The sequence below is a fragment of the Streptomyces sp. WELS2 genome (assembly GCF_013870595.1).
Classification (GTDB): domain Bacteria; phylum Actinomycetota; class Actinomycetes; order Streptomycetales; family Streptomycetaceae; genus Streptomyces.
In genome coordinates, this window is record NZ_JACBWZ010000049.1 from 1 (window position 1) to 18,009 (window position 18,009).

Annotated in this window: 17 protein-coding genes; 14 read left to right on the plus strand and 3 right to left on the minus strand. The window is 72.7% G+C overall.

Translation table 11 applies throughout. The features are described 5' to 3' along the window. Window positions 1-290: 290 nt before the first annotated feature. From H5J33_RS05450 to H5J33_RS05460, 3 genes are read left to right on the plus strand one after another with little or no spacing between them, the layout of a single operon-like run. Window positions 291-1,355, plus strand: a complete 1,065-nt coding sequence (locus H5J33_RS05450; RefSeq protein WP_181793628.1) for a type III polyketide synthase — start codon at window positions 291-293, stop codon at window positions 1,353-1,355. Further along, window positions 1,352-2,566 carry a cytochrome P450 gene (locus tag H5J33_RS05455; RefSeq protein WP_181793629.1) on the plus strand — a complete coding sequence of 405 codons (1,215 nt, stop codon included), beginning with the start codon at window positions 1,352-1,354 and terminating at the stop codon, window positions 2,564-2,566. Before H5J33_RS05450 ends, H5J33_RS05455 begins: the two co-directional genes overlap by 4 nt. Before the next feature lie 7 nt (window positions 2,567-2,573). Beyond that, window positions 2,574-3,095 carry a cupin domain-containing protein gene (locus H5J33_RS05460; protein ID WP_181793630.1) on the plus strand — a complete coding sequence of 174 codons (522 nt, stop codon included), beginning with the start codon at window positions 2,574-2,576 and terminating at the stop codon, window positions 3,093-3,095. Window positions 3,096-3,135: 40 nt separating this feature from the next. Here H5J33_RS05460 and H5J33_RS05465 read toward each other — a convergent pair whose 3' ends face one another. Next, the gene (locus tag H5J33_RS05465) at window positions 3,136-4,365 is read right to left on the minus strand and encodes an acyl-CoA dehydrogenase family protein (RefSeq protein ID WP_181793631.1); all 1,230 of its coding nucleotides are present in this window, start codon (window positions 4,363-4,365) and stop codon (window positions 3,136-3,138) included. Between the two features lie 164 nt (window positions 4,366-4,529). Here H5J33_RS05465 and H5J33_RS05470 point away from each other — a divergent pair, with 164 nt between their 5' ends. Beyond that, the gene (locus H5J33_RS05470; RefSeq protein WP_030775205.1) at window positions 4,530-5,174 is read left to right on the plus strand and encodes a TetR family transcriptional regulator; all 645 of its coding nucleotides are present in this window, start codon (window positions 4,530-4,532) and stop codon (window positions 5,172-5,174) included. Window positions 5,175-5,192: 18 nt separating this feature from the next. On the opposite strand, the gene def is transcribed toward H5J33_RS05470, so the two are convergent. Continuing rightward, entirely contained in the window at window positions 5,193-5,750 is a 558-nt protein-coding gene (def, locus tag H5J33_RS05475) for a peptide deformylase (protein ID WP_181793632.1), read from the minus strand. A gap of 153 nt (window positions 5,751-5,903) precedes the next feature. Between def and H5J33_RS05480 the strand changes: the two genes are divergently transcribed. The 8 genes from H5J33_RS05480 (at window position 5,904) to rocD (ending at window position 13,252) form a co-directional block, all read left to right on the plus strand. Then, on the plus strand, window positions 5,904-7,142 hold the full coding sequence (locus tag H5J33_RS05480) for a MurT ligase domain-containing protein (protein ID WP_181793633.1): 1,239 nt from the start codon (window positions 5,904-5,906) through the stop codon (window positions 7,140-7,142). A 21-nt stretch (window positions 7,143-7,163) separates the two neighbouring features. Further along, entirely contained in the window at window positions 7,164-7,892 is a 729-nt protein-coding gene (locus tag H5J33_RS05485; RefSeq protein ID WP_181793634.1) for a type 1 glutamine amidotransferase, read from the plus strand. Window positions 7,893-8,128: 236 nt separating this feature from the next. Beyond that, the gene (locus H5J33_RS05490; protein WP_181793635.1) at window positions 8,129-9,154 is read left to right on the plus strand and encodes a 6-phosphofructokinase; all 1,026 of its coding nucleotides are present in this window, start codon (window positions 8,129-8,131) and stop codon (window positions 9,152-9,154) included. Between the two features lie 103 nt (window positions 9,155-9,257). Further along, window positions 9,258-10,208: a cytochrome c oxidase assembly protein gene (locus tag H5J33_RS05495; RefSeq protein ID WP_181793636.1), complete on the plus strand. Its 951-nt coding sequence runs from the start codon at window positions 9,258-9,260 to the stop codon at window positions 10,206-10,208. 159 nt (window positions 10,209-10,367) lie between these two features. Then, complete coding sequence (locus H5J33_RS05500; protein ID WP_181793637.1) at window positions 10,368-10,544, plus strand: hypothetical protein; 177 nt, start codon at window positions 10,368-10,370, stop codon at window positions 10,542-10,544. Between the two features lie 34 nt (window positions 10,545-10,578). Continuing rightward, entirely contained in the window at window positions 10,579-11,064 is a 486-nt protein-coding gene (locus H5J33_RS05505) for an Lrp/AsnC family transcriptional regulator (RefSeq protein ID WP_030603802.1), read from the plus strand. 161 nt (window positions 11,065-11,225) lie between these two features. Further along, on the plus strand, window positions 11,226-12,035 hold the full coding sequence (ddaH, locus tag H5J33_RS05510) for a dimethylargininase (RefSeq protein WP_181793638.1): 810 nt from the start codon (window positions 11,226-11,228) through the stop codon (window positions 12,033-12,035). Further along, the gene (gene rocD, locus H5J33_RS05515) at window positions 12,035-13,252 is read left to right on the plus strand and encodes an ornithine--oxo-acid transaminase (protein WP_181793639.1); all 1,218 of its coding nucleotides are present in this window, start codon (window positions 12,035-12,037) and stop codon (window positions 13,250-13,252) included. Before ddaH ends, rocD begins: the two co-directional genes overlap by 1 nt. Before the next feature lie 44 nt (window positions 13,253-13,296). Here the strand turns inward: rocD and H5J33_RS38615 are convergent, their stop codons facing one another. Next, the gene (locus H5J33_RS38615) at window positions 13,297-14,511 is read right to left on the minus strand and encodes an MFS transporter (protein WP_181793640.1); all 1,215 of its coding nucleotides are present in this window, start codon (window positions 14,509-14,511) and stop codon (window positions 13,297-13,299) included. Between the two features lie 80 nt (window positions 14,512-14,591). Between H5J33_RS38615 and treY the strand changes: the two genes are divergently transcribed. Together treY and H5J33_RS05530 are read left to right on the plus strand one after the other, a co-directional pair. Next, the gene (gene treY, locus H5J33_RS05525; protein WP_181793641.1) at window positions 14,592-16,961 is read left to right on the plus strand and encodes a malto-oligosyltrehalose synthase; all 2,370 of its coding nucleotides are present in this window, start codon (window positions 14,592-14,594) and stop codon (window positions 16,959-16,961) included. A gap of 263 nt (window positions 16,962-17,224) precedes the next feature. Then, window positions 17,225-18,009: M14 family zinc carboxypeptidase (locus H5J33_RS05530; protein WP_309485325.1), on the plus strand; the 785-nt coding region annotated here is incomplete at its 3' end.

Sequence of the window (18,009 nt, forward strand, 5' to 3'; positions counted from 1 at the left end):
GACCATGGCCCAGGCCAGATAGGGGCCGTCCCCCGCACCCATCAGGACAGACCGGTGGCCGGGACCTCCACCGGCGACGGTCGCCCGACGTAACGGCCGGCCTGCCGTTTTCCCTCGTCCGGCCGCATGAATCGCCCTGCGGGCCGGACCCCGGCGTCCCCGGTTCGGAGTAATCCAACGCGAGATCATCGCCCTCCCGGGTGACGGTGGGTGGAGCGCCCACAGAGGCGAACCCACCTTCTGACCGGCGGGCGAAGGCCCCGTCGGAACACGGAAAGCAGGGACGGTTCATGGCGACCTTGTGCAAGCCCTCGGTGTCGGTCCCGGAGTACGTGATCACGATGGAGGAGACGCTGGAGCTGGCGCGCTCCCGCCACGCCGACCACCCACAACTGCCACTCGCCCTCAGGCTGATCGAGAACACCGGCGTCAAGACGCGGCACATCGTCCAGCCCATCGAGGAGACCCTCAAGCACCCGGGCTTCGAGGAGCGCAACAAGCTCTACGAGGCCGAGGCCAAGGCCCGGGTCCCCGCGGTCATCCAGCGCGCGCTGGACGACGCGGAACTGCTCACCAGCGACATCGACGTGATCATCTACGTGTCGTGCACGGGCTTCATGATGCCCTCGCTCACGGCGTGGCTGATCAACGAGATGGACTTCGACAGCACCACCCGCCAGCTCCCGATCGCCCAGCTGGGCTGCGCGGCCGGCGGTGCGGCGATCAACCGGGCGCACGACTTCTGTTCGGCCTACCCGCACGCCAACGCCCTCATCGTGGCCTGCGAGTTCTGTTCGCTGTGCTACCAGCCCACCGACCTCGGCGTCGGCTCGCTGCTCTCCAACGGGCTGTTCGGCGACGGCGTCGCCGCCGCCGTGGTCCGCGGGCGCGGCGGCCGGGGCGTCAGCCTGGAGCGCAACGGCTCCTACCTGATCCCGAAGACCGAGGACTGGATCGCCTACGACGTGCGCGCGACCGGTTTCCACTTCCTGCTGGACAAGCGGGTGCCGACGACGATGGAGCCGCTCGCCCCGGCCTTGCGGGAACTGGCCGGCACACACGGCTGGGACGCGTCCGACCTGGACTTCTACATCATCCACGCGGGCGGTCCGCGCATACTCGACGACCTGAGCAGGTTCCTCGAGGTCGACCCGCACGCCTTCCGGTTCAGCCGGGCCACGCTCACCGAGTACGGCAACATCGCGAGCGCCGTCGTCCTGGACGCGCTGCGCCGGCTGTTCGACGAGGGCGGCGCCGAGGACCGGGCGCGCGGACTGCTCGCCGGGTTCGGCCCCGGCATCACCGCCGAGATGACGGTCGGGCGCTGGGCCGACGGGAACGGAGGCGGGCGGTGACCGCGCCGGCGCTCCCCGAGACCCTGCCCCCGGTACGGCACTGGCCGGCACTCGACCTGCCCGGGACCGACTTCGACCCGGTACTGGCCGATCTGATGGCGGAGGGCCCGGTCACCCGCGTCCAGCTGCCGCACGGGGAGGGCTGGGCGTGGCTGGTCACCCGGTACGAGGACGTGCGCAGGGTGGCGGGCGACCCCCGCTTCAGCCGTGCGGCGGTCATGGCCAAGCAGGTCACCCGGCTGGCCCCGCACTTCATCCCCGAACCGGGCGCGGTCGGCTTCCTCGATCCGCCCGAACACACCCGGCTGCGCCGCTCGGTGGCCGCCGCGTTCAGCGCCAAGGGCGTGGAGCGGGTGCGGGAGAAGGCGCGTGCCCGGCTGACGGAGCTGGTCGACGAGCTGCTGCGCGGCGGCCCGCCCGCGGACCTGACCAGCGCGGTGCTCGGCCCGTTCCCGATCGCGGTGATCTGCGAGCTGATGGGCGTCCCCGACGGCGACCGGCACGCCATGCACACCTGGACCGGGCTGATCCTGTCCTCCTCGCACGGCAAGCGGATCAGCGAGCGGGCCAAGCGGGAGATGGCCGGGTACTTCGCCGAGCTGATCGGGCGGCGCGCGCACGGCACCGGCGAGGACGTCGCCTCGCTGCTGGGCGCCGCGGTGGACCGCGCGGAGATCACGCTGGACCAGGCCGTCGGCCTCGCCGTCCTCCTCCAGATCGGCGGCGAGGCGGTCACCAGCAACAGCGGGCAGCTCTTCTACCTGCTGCTGACCCGCCCCGGGCTGCTGCGGCGGCTGCGCGCGCAGCCGGAGATCAGACCCCGGGCGATCGACGAACTCCTGCGCTACATCCCGCACCGCAACGCGGTCGGGCTGTCCCGCGTCGCCCTGGAGGACGTGGACATCGGCGGGGTCCGCATCCGCGCGGGCGATCCGGTCTACGTCTCGTACCTGGCCGCCAACCGCGACCCCGGGGTCTTCCCCGACCCGGACACCATCGACTTCTCCCGCAGCCCCAACCCGCACGCGGCCTTCGGCTTCGGCCCGCACTACTGCCCGGGCGGGATCCTGGCCCGGATGGAGGAGGAGCTGCTGACGGACGCCCTGCTGGACCGGGTGCCGGGCCTGCGACTGGCCGTACCGCCGGACCAAGTGCCGTTCCGCAAGGGTGCCTTGATCCGGGGTCCCGAAGCCCTGCCGGTGACGTGGTGAGCCGCCCATGACCGAGACCGAGGGACTGTACGTGCCACCGGGGCACGGCCGTGTGGTCGAGACCCCGGCCCAGCGGGTGACGTTCAAGGTCACCGGCACCCATTCACGGATGGCCTCCACCTTCGAGGTGGAGGTGCCGCCCGGCTTCGACGTGGGCGCCCATGTGCACACGCGCAGCGAGGAGTTGTTCTACGTCCTCGAAGGGGAACTGGACGTCCTCGCCTTCGAGCCGCGCATCCGCACGCCCGACAACTGGCAGAGATGGCAGTCGCGTTCGGGCAGCGGGGTGGTGCGCGCGACACCGGGCACGGTCATCGTCGTACCGCCGGGCTGCCCCCACGCCTTCGCCAACCCGACGGAGAGCCCGGCGAAGATGTTCTTCCAGGCCTCTCCCCCGCCGGACCACGAACGCTACTTCGAGGAACTGCTGGAGATCCTGGCCGACGGGGGTCCGCCGGACCAGGAGGCGATCGAGGCGCTCAGGGCGAAGTACGACATCGAACAGCTGACGCCGCTGAAGCACCGGTGAGCAGGCGGAGCCGTACACGGTGCACGGCTCCGCCCCGGCGTCACCGGATGGGCATGCCCGACAGGGTCCGGGCGATGACCAGCCGCTGGATCTCGCTGGTCCCCTCGAAGATGGTGTAGATGGCGGCGTCCCGGTGCATCCGCTCCACCGGGTACTCGCGCGTGTACCCGTTGCCGCCCAGGATCTGGATGGCCTGCGCGGTCACCTTCTTCGCGGTCTCGCTCGCGAACAGCTTGGACATGGAGCCCTCGGCCGCGGTGAACGGCTTGCCGTTGACGGCCATCCAGGAGGCCCGCCACACCAGCAGCCGTGCCGCGTCGATCTGTGTGCGCATGTCCGCGAGCTGGAAGGCCACGCCCTGGTTGTCGATGATCGGCCGCCCGAACTGCTCGCGGTTCCTCGCGTAGTCGAGCGCGACCTCGTAGGCGGCCCGGGCGGTGCCCACGGCCATGGCGCCGACGGCCGGCCGGGAGGCCTCGAAGGTGGCCATCGCCGCGTTCTTCACGCGCTCGCCCCCGGCGGCCCTGGCCTTCTCCCGGGCGCGCGCGAGGCGCTCGTCCAGCTTCTCCTTGCCGCCGAGCAGGCAGGACCCGGGCACCCGTACGTCGTCCAGGACGACCTCGGCGGTGTGCGAGGCGCGGATGCCGTGCTTCTTGAACTTCTGCCCCTGGGACAGGCCGGGCGTGCCGGGCGGGATGATGAAGGAGGCGTGGCCCTTGGAGCCCAGCTCCGGGTCGACGACGGCGACGACCACGTGGACATTGGCGATGCCGCCGTTGGTCGCCCAGGTCTTCGTGCCGTTGATCACCCACTCGTCCTTGGCCTCGTCGTAGACGGCGCGGGTGCGCATGGAGGCCACGTCGGAGCCGGCGTCGGGCTCGGAGGAGCAGAACGCGGCGACCTTGACGTCGTTCTGGTCGCCGTACATCTGCGGGATCCAGGTGCCGATCTGCTCGTCGGTGCCGTTGGCGAGGACGCCCACGGCGGCGAGGCCGGTGCCCACGATGGACAGGGCGATGCCCGCGTCCCCCCAGAACAGCTCCTCCATCGCCATCGGGATGCCGAGGCCGGTGGGGTCGAAGTACTGCTGCGCGTAGAAGTCGAGGGAGTAGATGCCGACCTTCGCGGCCTCCTGGATGACGGGCCAGGGCGTCTCCTCGCGCTCGTCCCACTCGGCGGCCGCCGGGCGGATCACGTCCGCGGCGAAGCCATGGAGCCAGTCCCGGACCTCCTTCTGCTCGTCGTTGAGCTCCATGGTGAACTCGGCCATGTCCCCTCCAGCGGCGGTGCCACGTTACTATCGGTAACGCGAGTCTGTTACCGGCCGGTAGGATTGTCAACCGCCGAGTCCCTCGGCCGCCCGTTCGATGTCAGGGGTGCCGTCAGTGTTAGTTTGCGCAGGCGTCACCGAATCAGCACGGGTGGGGAGAGCACATGGACACCACGCAGCGGACCGAGCAGCAGCGGTCCGCCGACCGCCGACGGCGCGAGCTGCTGGAGGCCGCCGACCGGGTGGTGCTGCGCGACGGCCCGCAGGCGTCGATGAACGCGATCGCGGCGGAGGCGGGGATCACCAAACCGATCCTGTACCGGCACTTCGGTGACAAGGGCGGTCTGTACGCGGCCCTGGCCCAGCGGCACACCGACGCCCTGCTGGCCTCGCTGCGGGCGGCGCTGGACGCGCCGGCCGGCAGGCGCGAGCGGGTCGAGTCCACCCTCGACACCTACCTCGCCGCGATAGAGGCGCGGCCCCAGGTGTACCGGTTCCTGATGCACCCGGCCGAGGGCAGCGCCGGCGGGGAGCAGGGCTTCGACGTCGGCAAGCACTCCGTACCGCTGCTGCGGCGGATGGGCGAGGAGCTGGCCCAGGTCATCGAGGAGCGGGTCGACCTCGGGCCGGACAGCCGGCAGCTGGCCCGGGTGTGGGGCCACGGGATCGTCGGCATGATGCACGCGGCCGGCGACTGGTGGCTGGGGGAACGTCCCTGCTCCCGGGCCGAACTGGTGCGCTCCCTCGCCGACCTGCTGTGGGGCCGGCTGGCCGCCGCCGGGGACCGGCTGGGCGGCCCGGGCTTCTGACGGCCGCCGGCCACGGACCTACCCGGCCGTACCGCTCACCCGGTGCCAGGAGGCGCGGGAGACCTGCCGCATCAGCCTCCGGTGGCGCCACCCCGTCAGCCGGTCCGCGTAGATCTCTCCCTCCAGGTGGTCGCACTCGTGCTGGAGACACCGGGCGAAGAAGCCGGTGCCGTGCACGGTGACCGGCTCCCCGGTCACCGTCCGGCCCTCGACCACCGCGTGGTCGTAGCGCTCGGTGCCCGCCTCCAGCCCCGGCAGCGACAGACAGCCCTCCGGGCCCCGGATCACCACGCCGTCCGCCTCGACCAGCCGCGGGTTCACCACGTGGCCCAGGTGCCGCACGTCCTCGTCGTCGGGGCAGTCGTAGACGAACACCCGCAGGGGCACGCCCACTTGGTTCGCCGCCAGCCCGACCCCGCGCGCCGCGTACATCGTGGCGAACAGGTCCTCCACGAGGTCCGCGAGGGCGGGGCCGAAGTCGGTGACGTCCCGGCAGGGCTCGCGCAGTACCGCGTCGCCGAGCAGGGTGAGGGGCCGGACGCGCCCGCGGGCGCCCGGAATGGAACCGTGTCGCATGGCGGCAAGGGTACGGTTCCTTCAGCCCATGCCCGCCGCGCGAAGGCGTGGGCCGGAATTCGGGTGTGTGAACGGATCTCGATAGGCTGAGGGTCCCACCACGCTGCCGGATTGCCCCAGGCGCGGCGCGTACGCAAGGAGGATCGAGAACTGATGGCAGGCAACTCGGACCCGCTCACGCCGCGGGCCAAGCTGGCCGTGACCGCGGGCAAGGCGGTCGCTGCGGCATCGCGCGCCGCGGGGCGCGGCAGCGGGTCGGTGATCGGTGGCCGGGTCGCGCTGAAACTCGACCCCGACCTGCTCGGGCGGCTCGCCCAGAACCTGGACGTCGTCCTGGTGTCGGCGACCAACGGCAAGACCACGACCACCCGGCTCATCGCCGAGGCGCTGCGCGCCGCGGGCCCGGTCGTGTCGAACGCGCTCGGCGCCAACATGCCGGCCGGCATCACCTCGGCGCTCGCCGGCGGCTCGGACGCGAAGTTCGGCGTCATCGAGGTCGACGAGAAGTACCTGGCCGGGGTGGCCCGGGACACCGACCCCAAGTGCATCGCGCTGCTGAACCTCTCCCGGGACCAGCTGGACCGCGCGGCCGAGACCCGGATGCTCGCCGAGAACTGGCGCGAGGGCCTGGCCGGCTCCAAGGCGGTCGTCGTCGCCAACTGCGACGACCCGCTGGTGGTGTGGGCCGCGTCCTCCTCCCCGAACGTGGTCTGGGTCGCGGCCGGCCAGATGTGGAAGGACGACGCCTGGTCCTGCCCGTCGTGCGGCGGTGTGATGCAGCGCCCCGGCGACGACTGGTTCTGCGGCGAGTGCGGCTTCCGCCGGCCGACGCCGACCTGGGCGCTGTCCGGCGACCACGTGCTGGACCCGCACGGGTCCGCCTGGCCGATCCATCTTCAGCTGCCCGGCCGCGCCAACAAGGCCAACGCCGCGTCCTCCGCGGCCGTCGCCGCCGTCTTCGGGGTGCCGCCGCAGGTCGCCCTGGAGCGGATGTACCAGGTGCAGGCGGTGGCCGGCCGGTACGACGTGGTGCAGTTCCAGAACCGCGACCTCAGGCTGCTGCTGGCCAAGAACCCGGCCGGCTGGCTGGAGACGTTCTCCCTGATCGACCCGCCGCCGGCGCCGGTGATCCTGTCCGTGAACGCGCGCGGGGCCGACGGCACCGACACCTCCTGGCTGTGGGACGTCGACTACACCCGGCTGACCGGCCACCCGATCTTCGTCATCGGTGACCGCAAGCTGGACCTCGCCGTCCGCCTGGAGGTCGCGAACCAGCACTTCCAGGTCTGCGACAACCTCGACCAGGCCGTGCAGATGTGCCCGCCGGGCCGGATCGAGGTCATCGCGAACTACACCGCGTTCCAGGACCTGCGCCGCCGCGTCGGCAACTGATCTTCGAAGGGCGATCACCTCATGAGCGACAACCAACTGCGGCTGGTGTGGATCTACCCGGACCTGCTGAGCACCTACGGCGACCAGGGCAACGCCCTCGTCGTGGAGCGCCGGGCCCGGCAGCGCGGCCTGGACGTGGCCCGGCTCGACGTGCGCAGCGACCAGCCGATCCCGACCTCCGGCGACATCTACCTGATCGGCGGCGGCGAGGACCGTCCGCAGCGGCTCGCGGCCGAGCGGCTGCGCCGGGACGGGCACCTGCACCGCGCGGTGGAGAACGGCGCGATCGTGTTCTCGGTGTGCGCCGGCTACCAGATCCTCGGCCACGAGTTCATCAACGACCTCGGCCAGCGCGAGCCGGGCCTCGGCCTGCTCGACGTGGTGTCGGTGCGCGGCGAGGGCGAGCGGTGCGTCGGTGACGTGCTCGGGGACATCGACCCGCAGCTCGGCCTGCCCCAGCTGACCGGCTTCGAGAACCACCAGGGCGTGACCCACCTCGGCCCGACGGCCCGCCCCTTCGCCCAGGTGAAGATCGGCAAGGGCAACGGCACCGGCGACGGCACCGAGGGCGCGTACAACGGCACGGTCTTCGGCACGTACATGCACGGGCCGGTCCTCGCCCGCAACCCGCTGATCGCCGACCTGCTGCTGAAGCTGGCGCTGGACGTCAACGCGCTGCCGCCGATCGACGACCGCTGGTACGAGGCCCTGCGCAACGAGCGCATCGCGGCGGCCCAGCAGCCCGCGTAACCGGCTGGAAAGGGACGGTACGCCGGCCCGCGTAACCGTCCCTTCAACGGGATTTCAGCCTGGTCCGGCAGACTCCCGGCGGGCCCGCCTGACGGCTCGTCCGCTCACATGTGCGGGCGCGTCCAGCAGGCGGACGCCCGCTACGGAGTCACCCCCTCACGCCGGTAGGGTGGCCGGGAATCCGCCGGACAACGTGGTCCGGTCACCCGGCCCACGTTGAGAAGGTATTTCGGGCTATGCGCATTGGTGTCCTCACGTCCGGCGGCGACTGCCCCGGGCTGAATGCCGTCATCCGGTCCGTCGTGCACCGTGCCGTCGTCGACCACGGCGACGAGGTCATCGGTTTCCGGGACGGCTGGAAGGGCCTCCTGGAGTGCGACTACCGCAAGCTCGACCTGGACGCCGTGGCCGGCATCCTGGCCCGCGGCGGCACCATCCTCGGCTCCTCCCGGGTCCGCCCGGAGCATCTGCGGGACGGCGTGGAGCGTGCCCGGGGTCATGTCGCGGAACTGGGCCTGGACGCGATCATCCCGATCGGCGGCGAGGGCACCCTGAAGGCGGCCCGGCTGCTTTCGGACAACGGTCTTCCCATCGTGGGCGTGCCGAAGACCATCGACAACGACATCGCGGTCACCGATGTCACCTTCGGCTTCGACACCGCGGTGACCGTGGCGACCGAGGCGCTGGACCGGCTGAAGACCACCGCCGAGTCCCATCAGCGGGTGCTCATCGTGGAGGTCATGGGCCGGCACACCGGCTGGATCGCGCTGCACTCCGGCATGGCGGCCGGCGCCCACGCCGTCGTCGTGCCCGAGCGGCCCTTCGACATCGAGGAGTTGACGCGGAAGGTCGGCGAGCGGTTCGCGGCCGGCAAGCGGTTCGCCATCGTGGTCGCCGCGGAGGGCGCCAAGCCGCGCCCCGGCACCATGGACTTCGACGAGGGCGGCAAGGACGTCTACGGCCACGAGCGCTTCGCGGGCGTCGCCCGGCAGCTGTCGGTCGAGCTGGAGCAGCGGCTCGGCAAGGAGGCCCGGCCGGTGATCCTCGGGCATGTGCAGCGGGGCGGGACGCCCACCGCGTACGACAGGGTGCTGGCCACGCGGTTCGGGTGGCACGCGGTGGAGGCGGTGCACCGCGGGGAGTTCGGCGCGATGACCGCGCTGCGCGGGACCGACATCGTCATGGTGCCGCTGGCCGACGCCGTGGAGACGCTGAAGACGGTTCCGGCGGAGCGGTACGACGAGGCGGAGTGCGTTTTGTAGTTCACGGGAGAACAACCCGCCCCCGGTCGCGGTCGCGGCCGGGGGCGGTTCTACTCTTGGGGGCGGACAACTCGCACAACCCCCACGAAACAGGAGCCGGCGGATGGATCACAGCGGGCACGGCATGATGATGGATCTGCCGCCGTTCACGCTGGGGCGAGGGCTCGAGTGGTCGGCGGACCCCTTCTTTCTCGTCGCCTGTGTGGCCGGGCTGGCCCTGTACGGGTGGGGTGTCGTACGGCTGCGGCGGCGCGGGGACGCGTGGCCGGCCGGGCGGACGGTGTCGTACGTCGTCGGCGTGCTCACCATCGCCCTGGTGATGTGCACCAAGCTGAACGACTACGGCATGGTCATGTTCAGCGTGCACATGGTGCAGCACATGGTGATCAGCATGCTGTCGCCGATCCTGATCCTGCTCGGTGCCCCCGTCACCCTGGCGCTGCGCGGGCTGCCGGCCGCCGGCAAGGGCCGCAAGGGGCCGCGCGAGCTGCTGCTGATGCTGCTGCACAGCCGCTACATGCGGATCATCACGCACCCGGCGTTCACCATCCCGCTGTTCATCGCCAGCCTGTACGCCCTGTACTTCACCCCGCTGTTCGACTTCCTGATGGGCTCGAGGGCCGGGCACATCGCGATGATGGTGCACTTCCTCGCGGTCGGTGTGGTGTTCTTCTGGCCGATCATCGGTGTGGACCCCGGTCCGCACCGCCCGGGCCATCTGATGCGGATGCTGGAGCTGTTCGCGGGCATGCCGTTCCACGCGTTCTTCGGCATCGCGCTGATGATGGCGTCGACGCCGATGGTGGGCACCTTCGAGCACCCGCCGGCCTCGCTGGGCATCGACGCGCTGTCCGACCAGAGCGCGGCGGGCGGCATCGCCTGGGCGTTCAGCGAGATCCCGTCGGTGCTGGTGCTGATCGCGCTGCTGTTCCAGTGGTACCGCTCCGAACAGCGGCAGGCCAAGCGCAAGGACCGGGCCGCCGACCGGGACGGTGACAAGGAGCTGGAGGCGTACAACGCCTATCTGGCCTCGCTCAGCGCCCGCGAGGGCTGAGCCGGGGCGCCCCGCACGGGCCGGAGCCGACCGGGCTCCGGCCCGTGGTCGTTCCATGCCGCTCCGGCCGTTCCCGTATCCCGCCGCGTCCCGCCGTATCCGCCGGGGCGGGAATCGGGGCACCATGGGTCGGGGACGGACCACGAGGAGGGTGTCGCGATGCCCGGTACCACGAACGGCTCCAACGGTTCCACCAAGACGATGGGGGCTCTCACGGCCGGAGCGCTGGTCCTCGTGACCGCCTACACGGTCGCGCTCGGCAGCAACGGCTGGCTGTGGTTCGGCTGGGTGGTGCTGGGTCTGCTGACACTGGCCGTGGTCGTGACCCGGTCCTGAGCCGCGGCGCGCGGGAGCTGGCTACAGTGCCCGCATGAACAGCAGGACCCCCGCGTTCGACGAGCTGGACCGCCGGATCATCACCGCGCTCATGGCGAACGCCCGCACGAGCTTCGCCGAGATCGGCGCGGACGTGGGGCTGTCGGCCACGGCGGTCAAGCGGCGGGTCGACCGGCTGCGCGAGACCGGGGTGATCACCGGGTTCACGGCGACGGTGAAACCGGCCGCGCTGGGCTGGCGCACGGAGGCGTACGTCGAGGTCTACTGCGAGGGCGCGGCCCCGCCCCGGCGCCTGGCGGAGGTGGTCCGCAACCATCCGGAGATCGCGGCGGCCATGACGGTGACCGGCGGCGCCGACGCGCTGCTGCACGTGCGGGCCCGGGACGTGGAGCACTTCGAGGAGGTGCTGGAGCGCATCCGCGCCGAGCCGTTCATCCGCAAGACGATCAGTGTGATGGTGCTCTCCCACCTGCTTCCGGAGAGCCCGGAGGCGGGCGCCACCCACGCGGCCCCCGAGTGACCGGGCAGCGGGAACGCGCGCAGGAGTCGTGCGTGCGCGCCGGTGAACACGCAGCGATGCTGCGCATCCACGCAGCCTTTCGCGCTTGTCGGCCGTCTTCCTCCCTTCCTACCGTGGTGTCACCCCCTCAGTGACACACAGGAAAGCGGAGGGAACCCTCTGTGACCGAACATCGTGTGCCGCGTCCCCGGCGATTCCTCGTCTGCGAACCCGGACACTTCGCCGTCCAGTACGCGATCAACCCCTGGATGCACCCCGGCCGGCCCGTCGACGTGGACCTGGCCCGGGAGCAGTGGCGGTCGCTGGTCCGCGCCTACGAGGACCACGGCCACACCGTCGACCGCGTCGAGCCGGTCCCCGGCCTGCCGGACATGGTCTTCGCCGCCAACGCGGCCCTCGTCGTCGGCGGCCGGGTCTTCGGCTCCCTCTTCCACGCCCCCGAGCGGCGCCCGGAGTCGGAGCACTACGACACCTGGTTCAAGAAGGCCGGCTACGACGTGTACCGGCCCGAGTCGGTGACCGAGGGCGAGGGCGACCTGGTGTGGACGGGCCGGTACGTGCTCGCCGGCACCGGATTCCGCACCACCCCGGAGGCGCACCGGGAGGCGCAGGAGTTCCTGGGCCGGCCGGTGATCGGCCTGCGGCTGGTGGACCCGTACTTCTACCACCTGGACACGGCGCTGTTCGTCCTCGACGACGAGAACATCTGCTACTACCCGGAGGCCTTCTCGCCGGGCAGCCGTGAAGTGCTCCGGCGGCTGTACCCGCGGGCGGTGCTCGCCACCCGCGAGGACGCGCTGGCCTTCGGCCTGAACTCCGTCTGCGACGGCCGGCACGTCTTCATCGCCCCGCAGGCCGGGGCGCTGGCCGGCCGCCTCGCCGACCACGGCTACGTCCCCGTCCCCGTCGACCTGTCCGAGCTCCACAAGGCCGGCGGCGGCATCAAGTGCTGCACCCAGGAGATCCGCTGATGACCGCACCCGCGCGCCCCCGTACGTCCGAGCAGCTGATCCGGGCGGAGGAGCCGGTGCTCGCGCACAACTACCACCCGCTGCCCGTGGTCGTGGCCCGGGCCGAGGGCAGCTGGGTGGAGGACGTCGAGGGCAACCGCTACCTGGACATGCTGGCCGGCTACTCGGCCCTGAACTTCGGCCACCGTCACCCGGCGCTGGTCGAGGCCGCACACCGCCAGCTCGACCGGCTGACCCTGACCTCCCGCGCATTCCACAACGACCGGCTGGCGGAGTTCGCCGAGCGGCTCGCCGAGCTGACCGGGCTGGACATGGTGCTGCCGATGAACACCGGCGCGGAAGCCGTGGAGAGCGGCATCAAGGTGGCCCGCAAGTGGGCGTACGACGTGAAGGGCGTCCCCGAGGGCCGGGCGACGATCGTGGTCGCGGCGGAGAACTTCCACGGCCGTACGACGACGATCGTCGGCTTCTCCACGGACGAGACGGCCCGCGCCGGCTTCGGCCCGTTCACGCCCGGCTTCAAGGTGGTGCCGTACAACGACCTGGCCGCGCTGGAGGCGGCGGTCGACGACACCACGGCGGCGGTGCTGATCGAGCCCATCCAGGGCGAGGCGGGCGTCATCGTGCCGGACGACGGCTATCTCGCGGGAGTGCGCGAGCTGACCCGCCGTCAGAACTGTCTGTTCGTGGCCGACGAGATCCAGTCGGGCCTCGGCCGCACCGGCCGCACCCTCGCCGTCCAGCACGAGGACGTGCTGCCGGACGTGCTGCTGCTCGGCAAGGCACTGGGCGGCGGCATCGTACCGGTGTCGGCGGTGGTGGCCCGGCGCGAGGTGCTGGGCGTGCTGCGTCCCGGCGAGCACGGTTCGACGTTCGGCGGCAATCCGCTGGCCGCGGCGGTCGGCACGGCCGTGGTCGAGCTGCTGGAGACGGGCGAGTTCCAGCGCCGGGCGGCCGAGCTGGGGGTGATCCTGCGGGACGGGCTGACGGATCTGATCGGCAGGGGCGTGACCGGGTTCCGGGCCCGGGGGCTGTGGGCCGGGGTGGACGTCGACCCGGCGCTCGGCACCGGCCGGGAGATCAGCGAGCGGCTGATGCGCGAGGGGGTCCTGGTCAAGGACACCCATGGCTCCACGATCCGGCTGGCGCCGCCGCTGACCATCACGGCGGAGGAGCTGCGGTCGGCGCTGGGCGCGCTGGAGAAGGTGCTGGCCTGAGGAACGGGCGGGGGCCGGTGGCGACACCGGCCCCCGCCGCTGTGTCACTCGGCGCCGAGGAGCTGCTTCATCTCCTTGATCTCGGCGTTCTGCGCGGTGATGATCGCGTCCGCCATGGCCTTGGCGTCGCCGGAGCGGCCCCGCTGCTTCTCGGTGGTGGCCATCTCGACGGCGCCCTGGTGGTGCTCGGCCATCAGCGACAGGAACCGGCTGTCGAAGTCCTTGCCGGTGGCCTTCTTCAGGGCGGCCATGTCGGCCTCGCTCATCATCCCGGACATCCCGGACATGCCGGTGTGGCCGGAGTGGTCCATGCCGGTCATCGGGGGCTGCTCGCCCCAGGCCTTCAGCCAGCCGGTCAGGGTGCGGATCTCCGGGTCCTGTGCCTTCTCGATGCGCGCGGCGAGGTCCTTCACCCGTGCCGAGGAGGCGCGGTCGGCGGCGAGTTCCGCCATCTCCAGGGCCTGCTGGTGGTGCGGGATCATGCCCTTGGCGAAGGCGTCGGCCGGCGCGCACAACGCCCAGGACGTCGCCTTCGCCGAAGTGGCCTCCCCGCGCGCGCACGCGGGGGCGTCGGGCGGGGCGGAGCGCGAAGGCTCCGGGGCGGGGGCGTGGGACCGGGCGGGGGCCGTCGCGTGGGCGGTCGGGTGGAGGGCGAAGGCGGTGCCGCAGGTGGCCACCAGGGCCGCCGCGGCGGCCATCGCGTAGGCCGGGTGGGCGAGTACCGCGGCCAGGCCGACGAGCGCCGGACCGAGGACGAACGACAGCTCGTCCAGGGTGCTCTCGAAGGACAGCGCGGCGCCGACCGTCGCCTCGGAGGCACCCGAACGGCGGGCGAGCGCGATCAGGCGGGCCCGCGCCAACGGGCCCACGAGCGGCACGGTGGTGCCCGCGACGGCCCCCAGGACGACCAGCGCGGGCGCCGGCAGCCCGGCCAGCGCGCCGGCCACCAGCACCGTCACGGCGACGGCGTTGACGAGGGAGAACGCGAGCACCACCGTCCGCTGGCCGTGCCGGTCCGCGAGCCGCCCCACCAGCGGCCCGCAGGCCACCTCGCCGAGCGCGAGCGCGCCCCCGGTCAGACCGGCCGTGGTGAGCGAACCGTGCGTGCGGGCGACGAGCAGCACGCTGCCGAACTGGATGGTGGCCGTCGGCAGCCGCCCCAGGAACGACACGCACGGCAGCAGCGGCCCCGTCAGCCCGATCACCCGCCGGTAGGCGTCCCCCGCGCGGCCCCGCCCAGGCGCTCCCGTCGTCCCCATCGCTCGAACCTAGACACGAGGGCGTGATCCGGGCACCGGCCGATGACACGAAAGACGGCGGGCGGGGTACGTAGGTTCCCATGACTCCTGCGCGTCCCGGACCGGGGGTGCCCACGGCCACCTACCGGCTACAGCTACAGCCCGCCTTCCCGTTCGCCGCCGCCGAGGCGGCCGTACCGTACCTGGCGTCGCTCGGCGTCTCGCATCTGCACCTGTCCCCGGTGCTGGAGGCCGTCCCGGGCTCCGCGCACGGCTACGACGTGGTGGACCACGCGCGCGTGCGCGAGGAACTCGGCGGCGAGGAAGGTTTGCGCGCGCTGGCCCGCACCGCCCGGGAGCACGGCCTCGGCCTGGTGGTGGACATCGTGCCCAACCACATGGCGATGGTGCCCCGGTACAACCGCGCCCTGTGGGAGGTGCTGCGCGACGGGCCCGAGTCGCCGTACGCGCGCTGGTTCGACATCGACTGGGCGGCCCACGGCGGCCGGGTGCTGCTGCCGGTGCTCGGCGGCCCGCTCGGCGCGGAGCTGGCGCGGCTGCGGGTGGACGGCGACGTGCTGCGCTACCACGACCACGCCTTCCCGCTCCGTCCCGGCACCGAGGGCCTGCCGCTGCCCGAGCTGCTGGACGCGCAGTGGTACCGCCCCGCGTGGTGGCGGCTGGCCCGTACCGAGCTGAACCACCGGCGGTTCTTCAGCATCTCGGAGCTGATCGGGCTGCGGGTGGAGGACCCCGGGGTGTTCGACGCCACCCACGCCACGATCCTGCGGCTGCTGCACGAGGGTGTGTTCGACGGGCTGCGGGTCGACCACCCCGACGGCCTCGCCGACCCCGACGGCTATTTCGCCCGGCTGCACGAGGCGACCGGCGGGCGCTGGACGGTCGTGGAGAAGATCCTGGCCGACGGCGAGCACCCGCCGGCCTCCTGGCCCGTCGCCGGCACCACGGGCTACGACGCCCTGCGGCACGTCGACGGCCTGTTCACGGACCGCACCGGGGCGTACGAACTGCTGGGCCGCTACCGGGCGTTCGCGGCCCCGCAGACGGACCGGGGCGGCAACTGGGAGGCCACGGTCCGCCGGGCCGCGTACAAGGTGCTCACCCACGAGCTGGCCACGGAGACGGACCGGCTCACCCGGGTGGCCGCCCGGCTGTGCGCCACCTCCCCCGACCTCTCGCTGCGCGACCGCGCCCCGTGGGCGCTGCGCACGGCCGTGGAGGAGCTGCTGGTGCGGTTGCGGGTCTACCGGCCGTACGCCTCCGGTGACGCCTCCGCCGTGATCACCGAGGAGGCCGCCGAGGAGGCCCGGCTGGCGTTCGTGGTGCCGGAGGAGGCGGAGGCCGTCTCCGTGGTGCGCCGGCTGCTGGTCGAGCCGCCCGGCGACCCGTCGGCGCCGGACCACGCCGACCGGGTGGAGTTCCGTACCCGGTTCGCGCAGACCGCGTCGGCGCTGCGCGCGAAGTCGGTGGAGGACACCGCCTTCTACCGCTACGTGCCGCTGCTGTCGGCGACCGAGGTGGGCGGCGACCCGGGCAGCCCGGGTGTGTCCCCGGAGGAGTTCCACGCGTACTGCGCGCGCGTGCAGCGGGACCGGCCGCTCACCGGCACGGTCGTCACCACGCACGACACCAAGCGCAGCGCGGACGTGCGCGCCGCGCTGGCTGTGCTCACCGAGTGCCCGGACCGCTGGGCGGAGCTGCTCGCCGGGGTGAGCCTGGCCGAGGAGGGCGCGCCGGACGGACAGCTGGCCTGGGCGGCGTGGCAGACGGTGTTCGGGCTCGGCCCGGCCGAGGAGGACCGGATCCGGCAGGCGCTGCTGAAGCACGTGCGCGAGGCGGGCATGTACACCAGCTGGACGGAACGGGAGCCGCCTTACGAGGACGCGGTGGCGGCCTTCGTCTCCGCCGGGCCGTGCGGTCCGCCGGGCGAGCGGGTGGCCGCGTTCCGCAAGGCGCTGGAGCCGCATGTGCGGGCCAATGTCCTGGGCACCGCGCTGGTGCACCTGACGATGCCGGGGGTGCCGGACGTGTACCAGGGCACGGAGGGCGAGTACCGGGCGCTGGTGGACCCGGACAACCGGCGGCCGGTGGCGTTCCCGCCCGAGACGCCCGGCGAGAAGGACGCGCTGACGGTGGCGGCGCTGCGGCTGCGCGCCCGGCGCCCGGACGCGTTCGGCGCGGACGCGTCGTACGAGCCGCTGGACGCCGAGGGCCCGGCGGCCGGCCACTGTCTGGCGTTCGCGCGCTCCGGTGAGGTGGTCACGGCGGTGACCCGGCTGTCGCTGCGGCTCGCGGAGGCGGGCGGCTGGCGGGAGACGCTGCTGCCGTTGCCGCCCGGCCGCTGGGCGGACGTGCTCGCCCCGGGCCGGGAATTCACCGGCCACGCGCGCGTGGCGGACCTGCTGGACCGGTTCCCGGTGGCGCTGCTGGAGCGCGTCGCGGAGGAGTGAGGGATGTGCGGGCCGGGATCGGGGACTCGGACCGGCACCGAGGCGACCGGGGGTCCGCGGGCGGTACCGGCCGCGCCCGCGACGGGCGGCGGTGCGCTCACGGGTCTCCTGTCGTACCGGTAGTGCGCTGGTGGCACACAGTGGCCCGGTTCCCGTCGGCTCCGCGCCCTCACACGCCCCCGGGCGCCTCCCCCGCCGACTGCTTGACAGTTCCCCCGCCGCGTGCGGGACTGGGAGGGCGAAGCCGGGCGGACAAGTCGGGGGTGAGTCCTCTGCCGGAGCTGCGCTATCCCAGCGTTCCCGAACTGATCGCCCGCGCCCAGGCGTTGGCGGCCCGGGAACCCGGGCTGTGCGCACTGCGCCAGGTGGGCCTCTCGCGCGCCGGACGACCCCTGCACCTGCTGTCGGTGGGGCGCGCCCGGCGTGCGGTGCTGGTCGTCGCCGGAGCCCACGCCAATGAGCCGACGGGCGGTTCCACGCTGCTGGAGCTCGCCGAACGCGTGCTCTCCTGCCGGGAGTTGCGGGCCGGCACCTCCTGGCACTTCCTGCTGTGCGCGGACCCGGACGGCGCGAGCCTGCACGTGACCCCGGCGCCGCGCAGCCTGCTCGACTACCACCTGGGCTTCTACCGGCCGACGGGCGCGGAGCAGCCGGAGTGGTCGCCGTCGGTGCTGCCGCCGGACCGGCTGCCGCCCGAGACCCGCACGCTGACCAGGGTGATAGACGAGCTGCGGCCGTACCTGCAAGTGACCCTGCACGGCACCGACCTGGGCGGCAGCTGGGTGCAGCTGACCAAGGACGTGCCGGGGCTCGCCGAGCCGTTCGCCAAGTCCGCGGCGGAGCTGCACATACCGGTGGAGACCGGGGCCTCGGACGCGGCGGGCTGGCCGGCCGCCGGCCCCGGGGTGCATGTGATGCCCGGCCCGGACAGCGGCGTGCCCTATCCGAGCATGCCGGACGACGCCCGGCACAGCACCTGGTACCACGCGCACCGGTACGGCGGTCTGACGGCCGTGGTGGAGGTGCCGATGTGGGCCAGTGACCTGGT